Consider the following 15886-nt stretch of genomic DNA (forward strand, 5'->3'; position numbering starts at 1 on the left):
AGGTCCGACGACCCTCTCTCAACCATCAACTTTTGACCATCCACTACTCTGTGGGCCATGAAGCTCTACACCAAGACCGGGGACGGCGGCACGACCGGCCTGTACGGCGCGGACCGCGTCAGCAAGGCGAACATCCGCGTGGAAGCGTACGGCACCGTCGACGAACTGAACAGCGCCATCGGCCTGGCCCGCGCGCACGGCCCCAGCCAGGAGATGGACGCCGACCTCGAGTACCTCCAGAACGCACTGTTCGATGTGGGCGCCGACCTCGCCACCCGCAGCGGCACCACGTACGAGAAGAAGATCAACCGCATGGACGAGCAGGACGTCACGTTCATCGAGGCGATGATCGACCGCTACCAGGAGAGCGCCCCGCCCTTCACGGGCTTCGTACACCCCGGCGGCACCCCGGTCGCCGCGAGCCTGCACGTGGCCCGCACGGTCGCCCGCCGCGCCGAACGCGAGGTGATCCGCCTGCTGCACGAGGAGGACGCCAACGCCCACGTGCAGGTGTACCTGAACCGCCTGTCCGACCTGCTGTTCGTCATGGCCCGCGCCGCGAACCAGGCCGCCGGGATCGGGGAACACGCGTGGCTGGTCAAGGGCCGACGCTGAGAGCTTGAAGGCGAGGGGTCGACATGCAGACGCGGTCGCCCCCCTGCGGTTCTGAATTACTCCAGCGCCTTGCCGCAGTGCGGGCAGCAGGCCGCCACGGTTTCCTGCTGGCGCAGGCGGGAGAGTTCCTCGGCGAAGCCGCTGGCGATCATGCCCGCCGGGAGGGCCACCATGCCCACCCCGAACAGCATGATCAGCCCGGCCGCCGCCTTGCCCAGCGGCGTGGCGGGGTACACGTCCCCGTACCCGGTGGTGGTCAGGGTCACGACCGCCCACCACAGCGCCTGCGGGATGCTCTCGAAGCCCTTGGTGCCCGCGCTGGATTCCACCTGGTACAGCAGGCTGGCGGCGATAAACACGAGGACCAGCACGATCAGCACCGTGGAGAGCAGTTCCCCGGCGCGCTGGCGGATGACCCGCCCGATGAGTTGCAGCGAGTCCGAGTAGCGGCCCAGTTTCAGCAGACTCAGGAGTTTCAGCAGGCGCAGACCGCGCAGGCTGGCCAGAGCAGTCGTGGCGGGCACCATCAGCGAGATCAGGACCAGCAGGTCGATCAGCGGGAGCGGCGAGGTCGCGTAGCGCAGGTACGACCGGGCGCTGCCGTCCGCGCCGGGGCGCAGCGGCGTGACGTACAGCCGCCCCAGGTACTCCAGGCCGAACACCAGCGCGCACAGGTAATCGAAGAGGCGGATGGCGCGGCCGTACTCGCGCTGCACCTCGGGGACCGTGCCCGCGATCGTCACGGCGATGGTCAGCAGGATCAGCGTGACGAGCAGCGCATTGAAGGCCCGTTCAGCTGGTCCTGCGCCGTCACTGGGGTCCAGGAACGAGTGCAGTTTCTCCCGAAAGGAGGGCGGCGCGGTCATCCCGGCAGCACCACGTGCGGGGCGAACGTGGCGCGGTTGTCCGTCACGCGCGAGCGGCCCTCGCGGATGCCCAGGCCGCACACCTCGTCCCCGGCGATCCACACGCCCAGCACCGGGTAACGCGGGCCGTCCGGGGCGTGCGCGGTGGGCAGTTCGGTGTACGCCTGCTCGACCACGGGCAGGTCGGCGTACGCGCCGGGCGTGCTGGCCTCGCCGGGCAGCTGCACGTTCTGCCCCTCGCGGGAGTACAGCGGCTTCCGCACCACGTCCCTCCCCAGCGCGCCGGGCGTCAGGGTCGCGGGCAGCAGGTGTGGGTGGCCGGGATTCAGCTCGTGCAGCAGCGCCAGCAGGCCCTTGCTGCCCGTGGCGGCCTTCCACAGCGGCTCGATGAATCGGGTGCCGGTGCTGGCCAGGAACGCCGAGTCGCGGGACTCCCACGCGAACTCGAACGGCCACAGCCACATGAGATGCCGGATGGGAAGGCTCCAGGTGTCCAGCAGGTACGGTTCCGTCGGGCTGGTGCCCAGCTCCTCGGTGAAGATGAACGACGTGCGCAATCCTGCCGCCCCGGCCAGCTCCCGCAGGTACGTGACGGTCGCGGCGTCCTCGTCCACGCGGGCGCTGCTGAACGCCACCTCAGTCAGGCCACGCGCGGCCTTCAGGTGCGCCCACTGCTCGGTCAGACCCTCGTGAATCGTGTTCCACTGCGTCGCCCCGGCCGGCAGCTCGCCGCGCGCCTGCTGGTCTTCGAGCCACTGCCACTGACTGACTGCCGCCTCCAGCAGACTGGTGGGCGTCTGCGCGTTCACCTCCAGCAGTTTCACGCCCCCATGGCCGTCGTAGGCGAGGTCAAGGCGCATGTACACCGTCGGATCATCCTGCTCCCAGGAGTCCCGCACGGCGCTGTGCAGGAATGCCGGAATGCCCAGTTCCGCCAGCCGCCCGCGTTCGATGGCGTGCCCGGTCGCCTCCAGCACCAGGGTCGTCAGCTCCTGGCTGGCGGACCGGATCTGCTCGATCTGTGCGGCGGTGAAGGCGTAGTACCCGTCCTCGCTCCAGTACGGCACCGGATGCTCGGGCGTGGGCGCGAACCACGTGAAGCCCACCTCGCGCATCCGCGCCTCCCAGTCCGGCCGGGGGGTGACGGTCCGCCGGATCATCCTCCGAACCCGCTGCCCGTGCTGCTCGCGCGGGCCGACGTGGTGAATCCACCCCGCGACACGCTGGACGCCGCGTTCATGGAGGTCCGGGTCGACGTTGCCCGGGCGACTGGACGGCTGGAGGAGGTGGGCGTGGAGCGGGTGGCGGCCCGGGCCGCGACATCGGCCGCGACCGCCCGGGCGACCTTGGTGGTCGTGCTCTTCTTTCCGGACTTCAGTTTGACGCTGTCGTTGTCGCAGTCGAGTTCGAGTTCACAGCCGTCCGGGACGGTCTGAGCCTGAACGGTCTGCACGGGCGCGGCCGATGCGCCGAGCGCGCCGTACTGCGCGTACGGCTGGTTCACCCCCTGCGCGGGCTGGTTCGCGCACGACGCGATCAGGGCGGGGAGGACGGCGGTCATCAGGGGCAGGCTGAATTCTTTGGGCATGGGGGCTCCGGCGCGCGCCAGTGGAGGTGAGCGCAAAGGGCGGAAGGACGATGTGGACGGACTCAGCCGCCGAAGCTGCCTGAGCGGCTGCCGGACATGAAGCCTCCACGGCTGACGGGCGCCTTGAAGCTGCCGTACGAGCCGCGCTTGCTGTCGAAGGTCAGGCCCGAACCTGACACCTTGCCCAGGCGGTCGTAGCCGACATACCGGGTGGTGCCGCTCACGACCCGCACGTAGGGGCCGTAGTAGCCGCCGCCCGTGCGGTACACGCAGGGGTTGCTCAGGCCCCGGTCGATCAGGACGCGGTTGGCGATCAGGCACTGCTCGTAGCTGCTGTAGGTGGTGCGGGAATACCGGTCGAGGTCGTTCCCGCAGGAGGCCAGCAGGACGGGCAGCGCCGCCATCAGTGGCAGGGTGAAGGACTTGCTCATGCGTCAGAGTACGGCGCGAGTCCGGCTCGGGTTGCACAACTTCGCACGACCTGCGCGATCACCCGCCCGCCGGCGCCCGCCTGCGCGGCGCTCAGGCCCCCATGCCCCAGCAGCAGCGCGTTCGGGGCCTCGCCCAGCGTGTAGGTGTCCAGCGTGGCGACGTGTACGCCCTGCGCGGCCAGTTCCGCCGCCACGGCTGGGGCCGGTAGCGCCGGGTGGAGGTGCAGGCAGACGTGCAGCCCCGCCTCGATGCCACCCAGGTGCGCCAGTCCGTCCATGCCAGTGAGCGCCCCCGTCAGCGCCGCGCGGACCTGCGCGTGCCAGCGGCGCGAGCGGCGGATGTGACGGTCCACGTGCCCCCTGCCCAGCAGGTGCGTCAGGGCCGCCTGCACCTGCACGGGCGGCCCGAAGTCCAGCAGTGTCCGCGCCCGCACCAGGCGCGAGAGCAGCGGCGGGGCCGCCACCACGAACCCGGTGCGCACCGAGGGGGTCAGGACCTTACTCAGCGTGCCCAGGTACAGCACCCGTCCCCCCGCACCCGTCTGCGCGGCCAGCGCGGCCAGCGGCGGCAGGGGGGGCGCGCCGTAGCGGAATTCGCCGTCGTAGTCGTCTTCGACGATCAGCGCGTCATGCCGCGCCGCCCACTCCAGCAGTGCCAGCCGCCGGGGCAGGCACATGCGGCCCCCCATTGGAAACTGGTGGCTGGGCGTCACGTACACCAGCCGCGCAGGAGGCGTGTCCGCGTTCACGATCAGGCCGTCGGCGTCCACTGGCACGGGAATGACCTCGTGCCCGGCGTCCAGCAGCACCTGCCGCGCCGCGCGGTACCCCGGATTCTCCATCAGCACCCCGGAACCCGGGGGCAGCAGCGCGCGCACGATCAGGTTCAGGGCGTGCAGCGTCCCGCCCGTCACCAGGACGTCCTCGGCCTGTGCGCCCAGCCCGCGCTGCCGTCCCACAAACGCCGCCAGGGCTACGCGCAGCCGGGGCTCGCCTGCCGGGTCGGCGTAGTCGCCGCTGACGTCCTCGCGCGCCGCGTCTGCCCAGGCCTGCCGCCACGCGCGGCGGTCCAGGGTGGCGGTGCCGGTTACGCCCACCCGGAAATCAAGTCCAGGCCGCACGCCCGGCCCGTCCACCGGCAGGGGCGGGGCGTCGGGCAGCCACGCCGGCACGCCCGCCCCACCCACCGGGACCTCCGGGGCGGGCGTGGGCGTCTCGTCGCGCACGCGGGTGCCGCGCCCCACCTGGGCCTGCGCCGTGCCGTCCGCGAGCAGTTCCGCGTACGCCGTCTCCACGACGCCGCGCGTGACCCCCATCGTCCGCGCCAGCGTGCGCGTGCCGGGCAGCGGCGTACCGCCCGGCAGCAGCCCCGACAGGACCGCCTCGCGGATCTGCCGCGCCAGTTGTGCGTGCAGCGCCTCCGTCTGGTCACGGCGCAGGTCCAGCGGGAAGGGCAGCTCGTCCGTCCGGGCGGGCAGTGGCCCCCGGGCATCAGCAGAAAGTGGAGCTATCGGGGGGGCCACCATGCTCCGTAGTGTACGCCCATGTCCGAGCTCCGCGACCTCCGCCCCATCCCGCCCGCGCAGGCCGAGTTGGCTCTCCCGGCCCTGCGCGCGCTGCGGCCCGACTCGCCCCACACCGTCACGCCGGACGCTCTGCGTGCCTTCCTGAGCACCACCGCGCCCGAGGGCTACGCCCTGGTCGGCGCGTTCGAACCGGGCCGCGAGGAGGCTGCCGCCGTCGCCGGGTACCGGGTCATGCACCTGCTGTACGCCGGACGCACGCTGTACGTGGACGACCTGAGCACCCTCCCCGACGCCCGTGGACGCGGCCACGCCCGCGCGCTCCTGCACTGGCTCGAAGCCCGCGCCCGCGAACTGGCCTGCGCGGAGCTCCACCTCGACTCCGGAGTGGGGGAGACCCGCCACGCGGCCCACCGCCTGTACCACCGCGCCGGGATGAACGTCACCGCCCACCACTTCAGCCTCCCGCTGGGTCGGGGGACGACATGACCCGCACCGTCGGCATTCTGATCTTCGACGGCATCGAGGTCCTCGACCTGGGCGGTCCCTTCGAGGTCCTGAGTGTCGCCACGCGACTGGCCGGGCGGGACGGCGAGGCGGCGCCCTTCCAGCCGGTCCTGATCGGCGCGACCGATGCCCCGGCGGTTGGGCGCGGGGGCTTCCGGGTCCTGCCGCACGCCACGCTGGACGATCATCCGCCGATGGACGTGCTGATCGTGCCCGGCGGCGTGATGGACACGCCACTGGCCGACCCACGCGTGCGCGAGTGGGTGCGGGCGCAGGCCGCGCGGGTAGAGGTCCTCGCCTCAATCTGTACCGGCGCGTTCCTGCTGGCCTCTGAGGGCCTACTGGACGGCTTACGTGTCACCACCCACTGGGAAGATCAGGCCGACCTCCAGACGCAGTTCCCAGCGCTGACGGTCGTGCCGGACGTCGCCTGGGTGGACTCGGGCGCGGTGGTCACGTCAGGCGGCATCAGCGCGGGGATCGATATGACCCTGCACCTCGTCGAGCGGCTGCACTCGCGCGCGCTGGCGGACCGCACCGCCCGCCAGATGGAATTCCGCTGGACAGGCCAGGGACTACTGGACGGGGTGAACCCATGAGCAGTTTCTATGATCCAGCTCAGCGTGACCCCAGCCTCAGCCGCCGTCCGCAGAACCGCCGGGACGACGCCTGGATCGAGGCGCTGCTGCTGCGCGTGCCGCTGGGCCGCGTGGCGACTGTGTACCGCGGCGAGGACGGCCGCGTGTGGCCCTTCGTGACGCCGCTGGCCTTCGCGTTCCGGCCCGAGTCGCGTGATCTCGTGTACCACACGAACGTCGTGGGCCGCCTGCGGGCGAACACCGAACAGGCAGAGTCAGAGGGGCACCCCGCGACCTTCGAGGTGACCGAGACCGGCGCGTTGCTGCCCAGCAATTCCCCGCTGGAACTCAGCGTGCAGTACCGCAGCGCCGTGGTGTTCGGTACAGCACGCGTCCTGCATGGCGAGGACGCCCGCGCGGCCCTCACGACCCTGAGCGAACGGGTGTTCCCCGGCCTGCTCGTGGGGACGCACACCCGGCCCATCACGGACGCCGATCTGGCCCGCACCGCCGTCTACGCCCTGAGGATCGAGCGCTGGAGCGGCAAGGAGAACTGGGCGGACGGGGCCGCGCAGGAGGACGGCTGGCCCGCGCTGCCCGCGCAACTCGCCGCGCCGTTCGTGCCGGGGAGCCGCGCGTGACCCGCCGCGACGCGCTGGACATGTTCCTGCTGTCGGCCTTCTGGGGCGTGTCGTTCCTGCTCATCCGCCTGAGCGGCGAGGTGTTCCCGCCCGTGTGGGTGGCGCTGCTTAGATCGGTGTTCGGGGCGGCGGTGCTGCTGCTCGCGCTGCGGCTGGGTCGCCACACCCTGCCGCCCGCCCGACTGTGGAAACCGCTGCTGCTGGTGGCTCTGTTCAACAACGTGATTCCCTGGTCGTTCTTCGCGTGGGGCGAGCAGACGGTCAGCAGCAACATCGCCGCGATCATCAACGCGACCACGCCGCTGTTCGCGCTCCTGATCGGCCTGACCCTGCGCGACACCCGCCTGAGTGGCCTGACGCTGGGCGGCGTGCTGATGGGCATGGGCGGCGTGGCCCTCACGGTGTCCGGCGGACTGGGCGGCGGGCACGCCACGCTGCACGGCGTGATTATCCTGCTGCTCGCCAGCCTGGGGTACGCGGTCGCCACCACCATCGCCAAACGCACCCTGGGTGGCCTGAACCCGGTGGGGTTGGCCACCACTCAACTGGGCCTCAGCAGCGTCATGCTGCTCCCGGTCGCGCTCTTCGGCCCGGCCCCCGCCCCGCTGACCCTGACCGCCGTGGGCGCCGTCGCCTTCCTGGGGGTGGTCGGCAGTGGACTGGCGTACCTGCTGTACTACGGCCTGCTGGCGCGCGTCAGCCCGACCCAGGTCACCGCCGTCACGTACGCCCTGCCCGTCTGGGGCCTGGGCTGGGCGGCGCTGGCCGGGGAGCCCGTCGGGGCGCTGTCTGTGCTGGGCGTGCTGATTGTGCTGGCGGGGCTGGGGCTGATCAACCTGCCGCCCCGCGTGAAGCCTGGGCCTGCCACCCTCCGGCCTGATTCCTGACCGCTCAACACTTCAGGTTGGCCAGCGTGGCTAACTTGCCGAATGCCAGGAGTAATCCTCATTCTTCCTGGCAGCTGCCATGATCGTGTCCTCTGGACACCCGGGCACCTGGTCGGGCCGCAGGGCCTACACTGTCCCATCCCGCCTGCGCCCCGGCGCGGCCCGTTCCGATCACCCCGCCCCTTTTCCACCCCCGCACGGAGGACCCCCGCATGACCTCAACCCAGAGCAAGTGGCTCGAAGCCGAACTGAAGTTTGATAGCCGCGTGGTCGGCAAGCACGAGGTCGTCATGACCCGCGGGCAGGGCAGCGTCGTCTGGGACGAATCGGGCCGCTCGTACATCGACTGCGTCGCCGGGTACGGCGTGGCGAACATCGGCCACTGCCACCCGGACGTCGTGAAGGCCATCAAGGATCAGGCCGAGCGGCTGCTCGTCATGCCCCAGAGCCTCCCCAACGACAAACGCGCCGAATTCCTGAGCGAACTCGTCGGCGTGACCCCCGCCGGGATGGACCGAGTGTTCCTGTGCAACAGCGGCACCGAGGCGATGGAGGCCGCGAAGAAGTTCGCCATCACCGCCACGGGCCGCAAGCGCTTCGTGAGCATGAAGCGCGGCTTCTCGGGCCGCAGCCTGGGCGCGCTGGCGTTCACGTGGGAACCCAAGTACCGCGAGCCCTTCGGTGAGGCCGTGGACAACCGCAACGTGGACTTCGTGACGTACGGCAACATCGAGGAACTGCGCGCCGCAATCACCGACGAGACGGCCGCCGTGATCCTCGAACCCGTGCAGGGGGAGGGCGGCGTGCGGCCCGCCAGCCCCGAATTCATCCAGGAGGCCCGCCGCCTGACGCAGGAGAAGGGCGCCCTGCTGATCCTCGACGAGATCCAGACCGGCTTCTGCCGCACCGGGAAGATGTTCGCCGCCGAGCACTACGGCGTGGTTCCCGACGGCATGACCCTGGCCAAGGCTATGGCGGGTGGCGTGCCCATCGGCGCGTTCGTGATGACTGAGGAGGTCGCTGACCGCATGCCCGCCGGGGGGCACGGCGGCACGTTCGGCGGGAACCCACTGGCCATGGCGGCCGGGGTGGCCGCGATCCGCGCCATGAAGCGCGAGGGCATGGCCGAGCAGGCCCGCGAGAAGGGTGCGTACTTCATGGAAAAGCTCCGCGCGATTCAGAGTCCCAAGATCCGCGAGGTGCGCGGCCTGGGCCTGATGATTGGCGTGGAACTCAAGGAGAAGAGTGCCCCGTACATCCACGCGCTGGAACACGAGGAGGGCGTGCTGACCCTCCAGGCGACGCCGCTGGTCGTGCGCTTCCTGCCGCCCGTCACGATCAGCCGTGAGCAGATCGATACCGTGGTCGCCGCGTTCGAGCGCGTCCTGAACAGCGTGAATCCCCGCGCTGAGCGTCAGGCGGAACTGGCTGCCGCGCAGAAGGAACAGACCCAGACGGAATAATCCCAATCCGCCCGGGCCGCCCCACATGCTCAGCGGGGCGGCCTGCTGCTGTTGCTCTGGCCGGGCGATCCTGCACTCTCTGCCGTCCTGTCAAGTTGGACGACGGTGGACCTTACGTGTGCCCAGCTCTTCATGAAGCCTTACCTGTCTGGCGAACGTGCAGAATCTGCAATCGCTGACGCGTGAACTTCCTTACACTGCCTGTCGATGAAGGTCTGGGCCGCAGGAATCACCGCAGGAACCGTCGCTCTCCTCGTGGGGGGAGCGCTCGCCGTCGCCGCCACTCAGAACACCGCCACCCTCGCCCCGGGCCTGCGCATCGCGGGCACCGACGTGGGTGGCATGACCCGCGAACAGGCGCTGGCTGCCGTGGGCAGCCGCGCCGCCACCCCCCCGCAGGTCACCGTCACCGCCGGAAAGAACACCTGGACACTCGGCGCCGATAAACTCGGCTGGCACGCCGACGCGGCAACCAGTGTAGACGCCGCAGTGAAGATCACGCAGGACCGCGGCGTCCTTCAGAAACTCCAAGGCATGATCGGACAGGCCCCCACCCAGGACATCCCCCTGACTGCCGCCGTGGACGGCGCCAAAGCCAAAGCGACCTTGACCACCCTGACCGCCGGGCTGAACACCGCCCCGAAGAACGCCAGTGTCTACTTCGACAAGGTCAGCAAGCGCTACGCCGTGAAACCCGACGCGCCCGGCCTGAGCCCTGACGTGACTGGCGCCGTCAACACGTACGTCGCGAACCCCGACCTGACCGCGCTGACGGTCACGGTGAAAGCCACGTCTGCGAAACTCACGGCCGCCACCCTGAACAGTTACGTGGCCCAGGGGAACGCCCTGGCGCGGCCCTTCACCGTGACGCTCAACGGCACCACCCGCAAGGGTGGCCTGACCGCCCTCCAGGTCGCGGACCTGTACTGGGTGCGTGAAACCGGCATAGAGCCGGACGACGCGACCCTCAAGGCCGCGTTCGGCCGCCTGACCGACGCCGTGGACCAGCCCGCCCTGAACGCCCGGTACGTCCTCCAGGGCGGCAAGCTGGTCAAGGCCAAGGAGAAGGCCGGTCTGGTCACCGACCGCGCCGCGGCCTTCGCGCTGTTCCGTAAGGCCGTGCTTGACCCCAGCGTCAGGACTGTGGTGTTCCCCAGCAAGGCCGACCAGCCCACCCTGACCATCGACAAACTGCCCGCTGCGGACAAGCTCGAACTGATCGCCGTGGGCACCAGCACGTACTACCACTCCAGCGCCGCGCGCCGCACGAACGTCGCCAACGCCGCCGCGAAGATCAACGGCTCCGTGGTCCCGGCTGGCGAGGTCTTCAGCTTCCTGAACAGCCTGGGCGGCATTGACGCCTCGAACGGCTTCGTGGGTGGCCTGATCATCAGCGGCGGCCGCACCGTGGACGGGCTGGGTGGCGGCGTGTGCCAGGTCAGCACCACCACGTTTCGCGCGCTGTACCAGGCGGGCCTGCCCGTCATTGAGCGTAACCAGCACTCCTACCGCGTGGGCTACTACGAGCCGCAGGTGGGCTTTGAGGCCGCCGTGTACGACCCGGGTCTGGACCTGCGCATGAAGAACGACACCACCGCGCCCATCCTGATCAAGACCCGCAACGACAATGCCCGCAGCACCCTGACCGTGGAGGTCTGGGGCGTGAAACCCAAGCGGACCGTCAACATCAGCCCGGCGGTCATCACCGCCCGCGTTCCCCATCCCGCCCCCAAGTACGTGGTGAACGCGGCCCTGCGCCCCGGTACTATGCGGCAGGTCGACTGGGCTGCCGACGGCTACAGCCTGTACATCACCCGCACCATCAAGGACGCCAGCGGCGTGCGCACTGACAAGGTCAGCACCGTCTACAAGGCTTGGCAGGCCGTCTACGAGACCGGCCCGCGCGGCTGAACGCCACGCAGTGGACAACGCGGGGAATGGATCGGATGGTCCGTTCCCCGCCCGTGTCTATGCCCCCACGGCCTGCCGAACGTGCGTTTGTTCCCCGCGCCGGAACGCCCGGCAGTCTAGACGCACCTTGCACCAGGTTCAGCGTGGGGCCTATGGTGAAGGCATGAGCGCGGCACTTGTGGTGGTAATTCTTAGCATCGGGGGAGTCCGAGGCTAGGCGTACCGCTGACCCGCACACCCCCACCCACACTCGGGTGGGGGTTTTTCACAGCAGAAAGCTCAGCAGGGCACGGAGGACACCATGGCAGACAACGGCAAGCAGCACGCCCCTCACCGGGGCGACATGACCGGCGCGAAGGCCCTGTGGGCGACCCTCGCGAACCACGGCATCAGCACCGTGTTCGGGTACCCCGGCGGGGCCATCATGCCTGTGTATGACGCCCTGACCTTCTACCCCGAGGTGCGGCACGTCCTGACCCGCCACGAGCAGGGCGCCGCGCACGCCGCCGAAGGCTGGGCCAAGGCGACCGGCGAGATCGGCGTCTGCATGGCCACCAGCGGTCCCGGCGCCACGAACCTCGTGACCGGGCTGGCCGATGCGATGCTGGACAGCGTGCCCCTGCTGGCGATCACCGGGAACGTCGCGTCGCACCTGATGGGCACCGACGCCTTCCAGGAGGCCGACATCACCGGCATCACCCTGCCCATCACGAAGCACAACTACGTGGTGCGCGACGTGGAGGACCTGCCGCGCATCGTGGCCGAGGCCATCCGCATTGCCCGTTCTGGCCGTCCCGGCCCGGTGCTGGTGGACATTCCCAAGGACATCCAGCTGGCCGCCTTCCACGGCGAGATCCCCTCCCCGCACGCCCGACCCGAGGCGCCCGCCCCCAGCCCCGAGAGCATCGAGCGGGCCCTGGACCTGCTGCGCAGCGCGAAGAAGCCCGTGATCATGGCCGGCGGCGGCAGCCTGGACGCCAGCGCTGAGATCACCGCCCTGGCGCACGCCTGGGACATCCCGGTCATCACCACCCTGATGGGTCTGGGCGCGTTCCCCAGCAGCGATCCGCTGTGGCTGGGCATGCCCGGCATGCACGGCAGCGTCGCCGCGAACCGCGCGATCAGCGAGGCGGACGTGCTGCTGGGCATCGGCCTGCGCTTTGACGACCGCGTGACGGGCCGCGTCAGCGGCTTTGCGCCGAACGCCGCGATCATCCACGTGGAACTCGACGCCGCCGAGATCGGCAAGATCATCCGCACCCACGTGCCCGTGCGCGGCGACGCCCGGCAGGCCGCGCTGCTGCTCGCCGAGGGCGCCCAGCCCTCCCCCCGCCCCGAATGGACCGCGCAGATTCAGGAGTGGAAGGGCCGCACCGTCACCCCCGAAACGTACGGCGCCGGGTACGCCGTGAAGGCCGTCGTGGACCGCCTGCGACCCGACGACATCCTGAGTTCCGACGTGGGGCAGCACCAGATGCTTGCCGCGCAGCTCGCCCGCTTCGAGAAGCCCCGCCGCTGGATCAACTCCGGCGGGCTGGGCACCATGGGCTTCGGCCTGCCCGCCGCGATCGGCGCGGGCATGGCCGAGCCCCGCGTGCGCTCGGTCGTGATCGCCGGGGACGGCGGGTTCCAGATGACCGCGCAGGAACTCGCCACGCTGAAAATGTACGACGTCCGCAACGTCAAGATCTGCATCATCAACAACTCGTTCCTGGGCATGGTCCGCCAGTGGCAGGAACTCTTCCACGAGAAGCGGTACAGCGAGGTCTGGCTGGGCGACAGCAACCCCGACTTCATCAAACTCGCCGACGCTTACGACGTGCCCGGCTACCGCGCGACCACCGCCGAGGAGCTGCCCGCCGCCATCGACGCGTGGCTCAGCGATCCCAAGAGCGCCCTACTGGAGGTCGTCGTGCCGCACGAACACGGCGTGTTCCCCATGGTCCCCGCCGGCGCCGCGCTGTACGAAATGATCGAGACCGAACCCGTCAAGAGCCCCGACCTGTCCGCGCAGATGCAGGACGCCGCCGAGGAGGCCAGCGAAGCATGACCGACGTTCAAGACCACCTGCTGTCCATCCTGGTGCGCGACGAACCCCGCGTCCTGACCCGCATCACCGCCCTGTTCGGCCGCCGCGGCTACAACATCAAGAGCCTCTCGGTGGGCAGCACCGAACACCCCGGCGTGTCCCGCATGACCATCGTCGTCAGCGGCGACCGCGGCGTCGTCGAGCAGGCCATCCGCCAGCTGGAAAAACTGCACGACGTGGTCCGCATCATCGACCACAGCCTCGAGAAGTACGTGGACCGCGAACTGGTCCTCGTGAAGGTCGCCATCACCCCCGAGAGCCGCGTGGAGGTCCGCCAGATCGCCGAGGACTTCCGCAGCCGCATCGTGGACGTCGGCCGCCACGCCCTGACCTTCGAGGTCACCGGCGACGAGGGCAAGATCACCGCCTTCATCGAGCAGATGCGCCCCTTCGGCATCCTGGAGACCATGCGCACCGGCCGCATCGCCCTGACGCGCGGCAGCAACGCCGACATTCCCGCGCACGTCTACCACGAGGGGGAAACGCAGGCCCTGCAACCCACCCTGGAAGTCCAGCCACGCGAGGAACGTGCCCGCCACGTCCCGAACCTGTTCTAGGTCGAGGGTTGAAAGTTGATAGTTGAAAGAAAACCCATCAACCATCAACGTTCGACCATCAACCTTCCTGAACCCGCCTAGTCCGCCCAGACTCCCGAATCCCGTTCTGTAGGAGAATCCCGAACATGGCTGCAAAAATGTACTACGACCGCGACGTCAGCACCGCCCCCATCGAGAACAAGCTGATCGCCATCATCGGCTACGGCAGCCAGGCGCACGCCCACGCCCAGAACCTGCGCGACAGCGGCTTCAACGTCGTCGTCGGCCTGCGTGACGGCAGCGCCAGCCGCGCCAAGGCCGAACAGGCCGGCCTGCGCGTCGCCAGCATCGAGGACGCCACCAAGGAAGCCGACGTGATCATGCTGCTCATCCCCGACGAGCAGCAGCCCAGGGTGTACGAGCAGAGCATCGCCCCGCACCTCAGCGCCGGGAAGGCCCTGGCGTTCGGGCACGGCTTCAACGTGCACTTCGGCCGCATCACGCCCCCCGCCGACGTGGACGTGTTCCTCGTCGCGCCCAAGGGCCCCGGCCACATGCTGCGCCGCGTGTACGCCGACGGTGCGGGCATGCCCGGCATCTTCGCCGTGCAGCAGGACGCCACCGGCCACGCCCGCGACATCGCCCTGGCGTACGCGAACGGCATCGGCTGCACCCGCGCCGGCGTGCTGGAAACCACCTTCAAGGAAGAGACCGAAACCGATCTGTTCGGTGAGCAGAGCGTCCTGTGCGGCGGCGTCACCCACCTGATCCAGGCGGGCTTCGAGACCCTCGTGGAAGCCGGGTACCAGCCCGAGATCGCGTACTTCGAGACCCTGCACGAGGTCAAGCTGATCGTCGACCTGATCTACGAGAAGGGCTTCGAGGGCATGCGCCACAGCATCAGCAACACCGCCGAGTTCGGCGACTACGTCACCGGCCCGCGCGTCGTGACCGCCGAGACGAAAGCCGAGATGGGCCGCGTGCTCCAGGACATCCAGACGGGCAAGTTCGCCGAGCGCTTCATCGCCGACGCCGAGGCGGGCTTCCCCTTCATGGAGGAGCAGCGCGGCAAGATGCGCGACCACACGCTGGAAGTGGTCGGGAAGGAACTGCGCGACAAGATGCCCTTCATCAACAAGAAGGCGCTGGAAGTCTAAGCGCAGGGACACAGGCAGGGGCCGGGAGCAGCGATGCTCACCGGCCCCCTCATTTGCTCAGACTGAAGCTGGCGCCGCCGATCACCGGACAGGGAAGAGGCGCACCCCACGGATGCGCCTCTCAGGGACCGTTCAACTCAGCGCGAGGCGATCTTCAGGCGGCGCTCCAGCTGATCCGTGAAGAACGTCATCACCGTCGTCAGCGCCAGATACACGGCCGCGATGGTCGTCAGCACCGGGATGGGCATGAACGTCTCGGCACTCACGCGGGAACCGGCCAGGGACAGTTCCAGCAGCGCGATCGTGCTGGCCAGCGAGGAATCCTTGAGCAGCGCCACGAGGTTGTTCACCAGGGGCGGCACCACGATCCGGAGAGCCTGGGGCAGAATCACGCTCGTCATGGTCTTCGGGCCACTGAGGCCCAGACTGCGGGCGGCTTCCGTCTGACCACGCGGCACCGCAAGAATCCCGGCGCGGATCACTTCGGCGTTGTACGCGCCCACGTTCAGGGCCAGCGCGATCACCGCGGACCAGAATTCATTCAGTTGCACGTCCAGCCCGATGCTTTTCAACAGGGGCGGCAGGGCGTTGTAGACGAACAGGATCTGCACCAGCAGCGGCGTGCCGCGCACCAGCCAGATGAACACGCTGGCGGGGGCACGCACCCACCACAGACCACTGGTTTTCTGGATGCCCGCGACGACCCCCACGATCAGGCCGATCACGCCCGCCACCAGGGTCAGCTGGAGGGTCATGCGCGCGCCCTCCACGAACAGGTCCGCGCGGGGGCTGATCGGGTCCGGCATCTGGCGCAGAATCAGCGTGATCAGCCAGAAGAGGACCAGGAACGCCGTGGCCGCGCCTCCCAGCCACAGCAGGAGCGCGCCCACGCCCAGCGGCTGGCTGGCGCGAGGCGCGGTAGGTTTGGCGGTCATGGTCGCCTCCGGAACGGGACGGTACGTGCGCAAAGAGAACCAGGTTGCATTTGCAGGATAATGCCACACTCGGCGCGGCGTCCGCTGACCCTGACTGGAGGGGCCGCCGCATTCACGTGGTTCACTGCGCCGCCCGCCAGAGTCGCGCCTGCCTATTGG

At 69.5% G+C, this 15886-nt stretch carries 16 protein-coding genes; 10 read left to right on the forward strand and 6 right to left on the reverse strand.

All coding sequences use genetic code 11. The features are described 5' to 3' along the window. Positions 1-57: 57 nt before the first annotated feature. Positions 58-615, forward strand: a complete 558-nt coding sequence (locus IEY63_RS01055; protein ID WP_189067119.1) for a cob(I)yrinic acid a,c-diamide adenosyltransferase — start codon at positions 58-60, stop codon at positions 613-615. Positions 616-671: 56 nt separating this feature from the next. On the opposite strand, the gene IEY63_RS01060 is transcribed toward IEY63_RS01055, so the two are convergent. From IEY63_RS01060 to pdxR, 5 genes are all read right to left on the reverse strand, one after another. Continuing rightward, entirely contained in the window at positions 672-1481 is an 810-nt protein-coding gene (locus tag IEY63_RS01060; protein ID WP_189067120.1) for an ion transporter, read from the reverse strand. Next, a complete protein-coding gene (locus tag IEY63_RS01065; RefSeq protein ID WP_189067121.1) occupies positions 1478-2641 on the reverse strand; it encodes a glutathionylspermidine synthase family protein in 1164 nt (387 codons plus the stop codon). The genes IEY63_RS01060 and IEY63_RS01065 overlap by 4 nt, the downstream gene beginning before the upstream one ends. Then, positions 2638-3069: a hypothetical protein gene (locus IEY63_RS01070; RefSeq protein ID WP_189067122.1), complete on the reverse strand. Its 432-nt coding sequence runs from the start codon at positions 3067-3069 to the stop codon at positions 2638-2640. The genes IEY63_RS01065 and IEY63_RS01070 overlap by 4 nt, the downstream gene beginning before the upstream one ends. A 62-nt stretch (positions 3070-3131) precedes the next feature. Further along, positions 3132-3500, reverse strand: coding sequence for a hypothetical protein (locus IEY63_RS01075; protein ID WP_189067123.1), 369 nt, complete (start codon positions 3498-3500; stop codon positions 3132-3134). After that, positions 3497-5026: a MocR-like pyridoxine biosynthesis transcription factor PdxR gene (pdxR, locus tag IEY63_RS01080; RefSeq protein WP_189067124.1), complete on the reverse strand. Its 1530-nt coding sequence runs from the start codon at positions 5024-5026 to the stop codon at positions 3497-3499. The genes IEY63_RS01075 and pdxR overlap by 4 nt, the downstream gene beginning before the upstream one ends. An 18-nt stretch (positions 5027-5044) precedes the next feature. Here pdxR and IEY63_RS01085 point away from each other — a divergent pair, with 18 nt between their 5' ends. From IEY63_RS01085 to ilvC, 9 genes are all read left to right on the forward strand, one after another. Beyond that, on the forward strand, positions 5045-5512 hold the full coding sequence (locus tag IEY63_RS01085; RefSeq protein WP_189067125.1) for a GNAT family N-acetyltransferase: 468 nt from the start codon (positions 5045-5047) through the stop codon (positions 5510-5512). After that, complete coding sequence (locus IEY63_RS01090; RefSeq protein WP_189067126.1) at positions 5509-6129, forward strand: DJ-1/PfpI family protein; 621 nt, start codon at positions 5509-5511, stop codon at positions 6127-6129. Before IEY63_RS01085 ends, IEY63_RS01090 begins: the two co-directional genes overlap by 4 nt. After that, complete coding sequence (locus IEY63_RS01095) at positions 6126-6749, forward strand: pyridoxamine 5'-phosphate oxidase family protein (protein ID WP_189067127.1); 624 nt, start codon at positions 6126-6128, stop codon at positions 6747-6749. The genes IEY63_RS01090 and IEY63_RS01095 overlap by 4 nt, the downstream gene beginning before the upstream one ends. Continuing rightward, positions 6746-7636: a DMT family transporter gene (locus IEY63_RS01100; protein WP_189067128.1), complete on the forward strand. Its 891-nt coding sequence runs from the start codon at positions 6746-6748 to the stop codon at positions 7634-7636. The genes IEY63_RS01095 and IEY63_RS01100 overlap by 4 nt, the downstream gene beginning before the upstream one ends. A 212-nt stretch (positions 7637-7848) precedes the next feature. After that, positions 7849-9099, forward strand: a complete 1251-nt coding sequence (locus IEY63_RS01105) for an acetylornithine/succinylornithine family transaminase (RefSeq protein ID WP_189067129.1) — start codon at positions 7849-7851, stop codon at positions 9097-9099. A gap of 207 nt (positions 9100-9306) precedes the next feature. Beyond that, positions 9307-11010, forward strand: a complete 1704-nt coding sequence (locus IEY63_RS01110; protein WP_189067130.1) for a VanW family protein — start codon at positions 9307-9309, stop codon at positions 11008-11010. A 301-nt stretch (positions 11011-11311) separates the two neighbouring features. Beyond that, positions 11312-13060 (forward strand): biosynthetic-type acetolactate synthase large subunit, encoded by a 1749-nt coding sequence (gene ilvB / locus IEY63_RS01115; protein WP_229784403.1) that lies wholly within the window; start codon positions 11312-11314, stop codon positions 13058-13060. Then, positions 13057-13656 carry an acetolactate synthase small subunit gene (gene ilvN, locus IEY63_RS01120; RefSeq protein WP_189067131.1) on the forward strand — a complete coding sequence of 200 codons (600 nt, stop codon included), beginning with the start codon at positions 13057-13059 and terminating at the stop codon, positions 13654-13656. The genes ilvB and ilvN overlap by 4 nt, the downstream gene beginning before the upstream one ends. A 125-nt stretch (positions 13657-13781) precedes the next feature. Next, complete coding sequence (gene ilvC / locus IEY63_RS01125; RefSeq protein ID WP_189067132.1) at positions 13782-14792, forward strand: ketol-acid reductoisomerase; 1011 nt, start codon at positions 13782-13784, stop codon at positions 14790-14792. Between the two features lie 137 nt (positions 14793-14929). Here the strand turns inward: ilvC and IEY63_RS01130 are convergent, their stop codons facing one another. Continuing rightward, positions 14930-15727 (reverse strand): amino acid ABC transporter permease, encoded by a 798-nt coding sequence (locus tag IEY63_RS01130; protein ID WP_189067133.1) that lies wholly within the window; start codon positions 15725-15727, stop codon positions 14930-14932. Positions 15728-15886 lie beyond the last annotated feature (159 nt).

Source organism: Deinococcus radiotolerans (genome assembly GCF_014647435.1).
Classification (GTDB): domain Bacteria; phylum Deinococcota; class Deinococci; order Deinococcales; family Deinococcaceae; genus Deinococcus; species Deinococcus radiotolerans.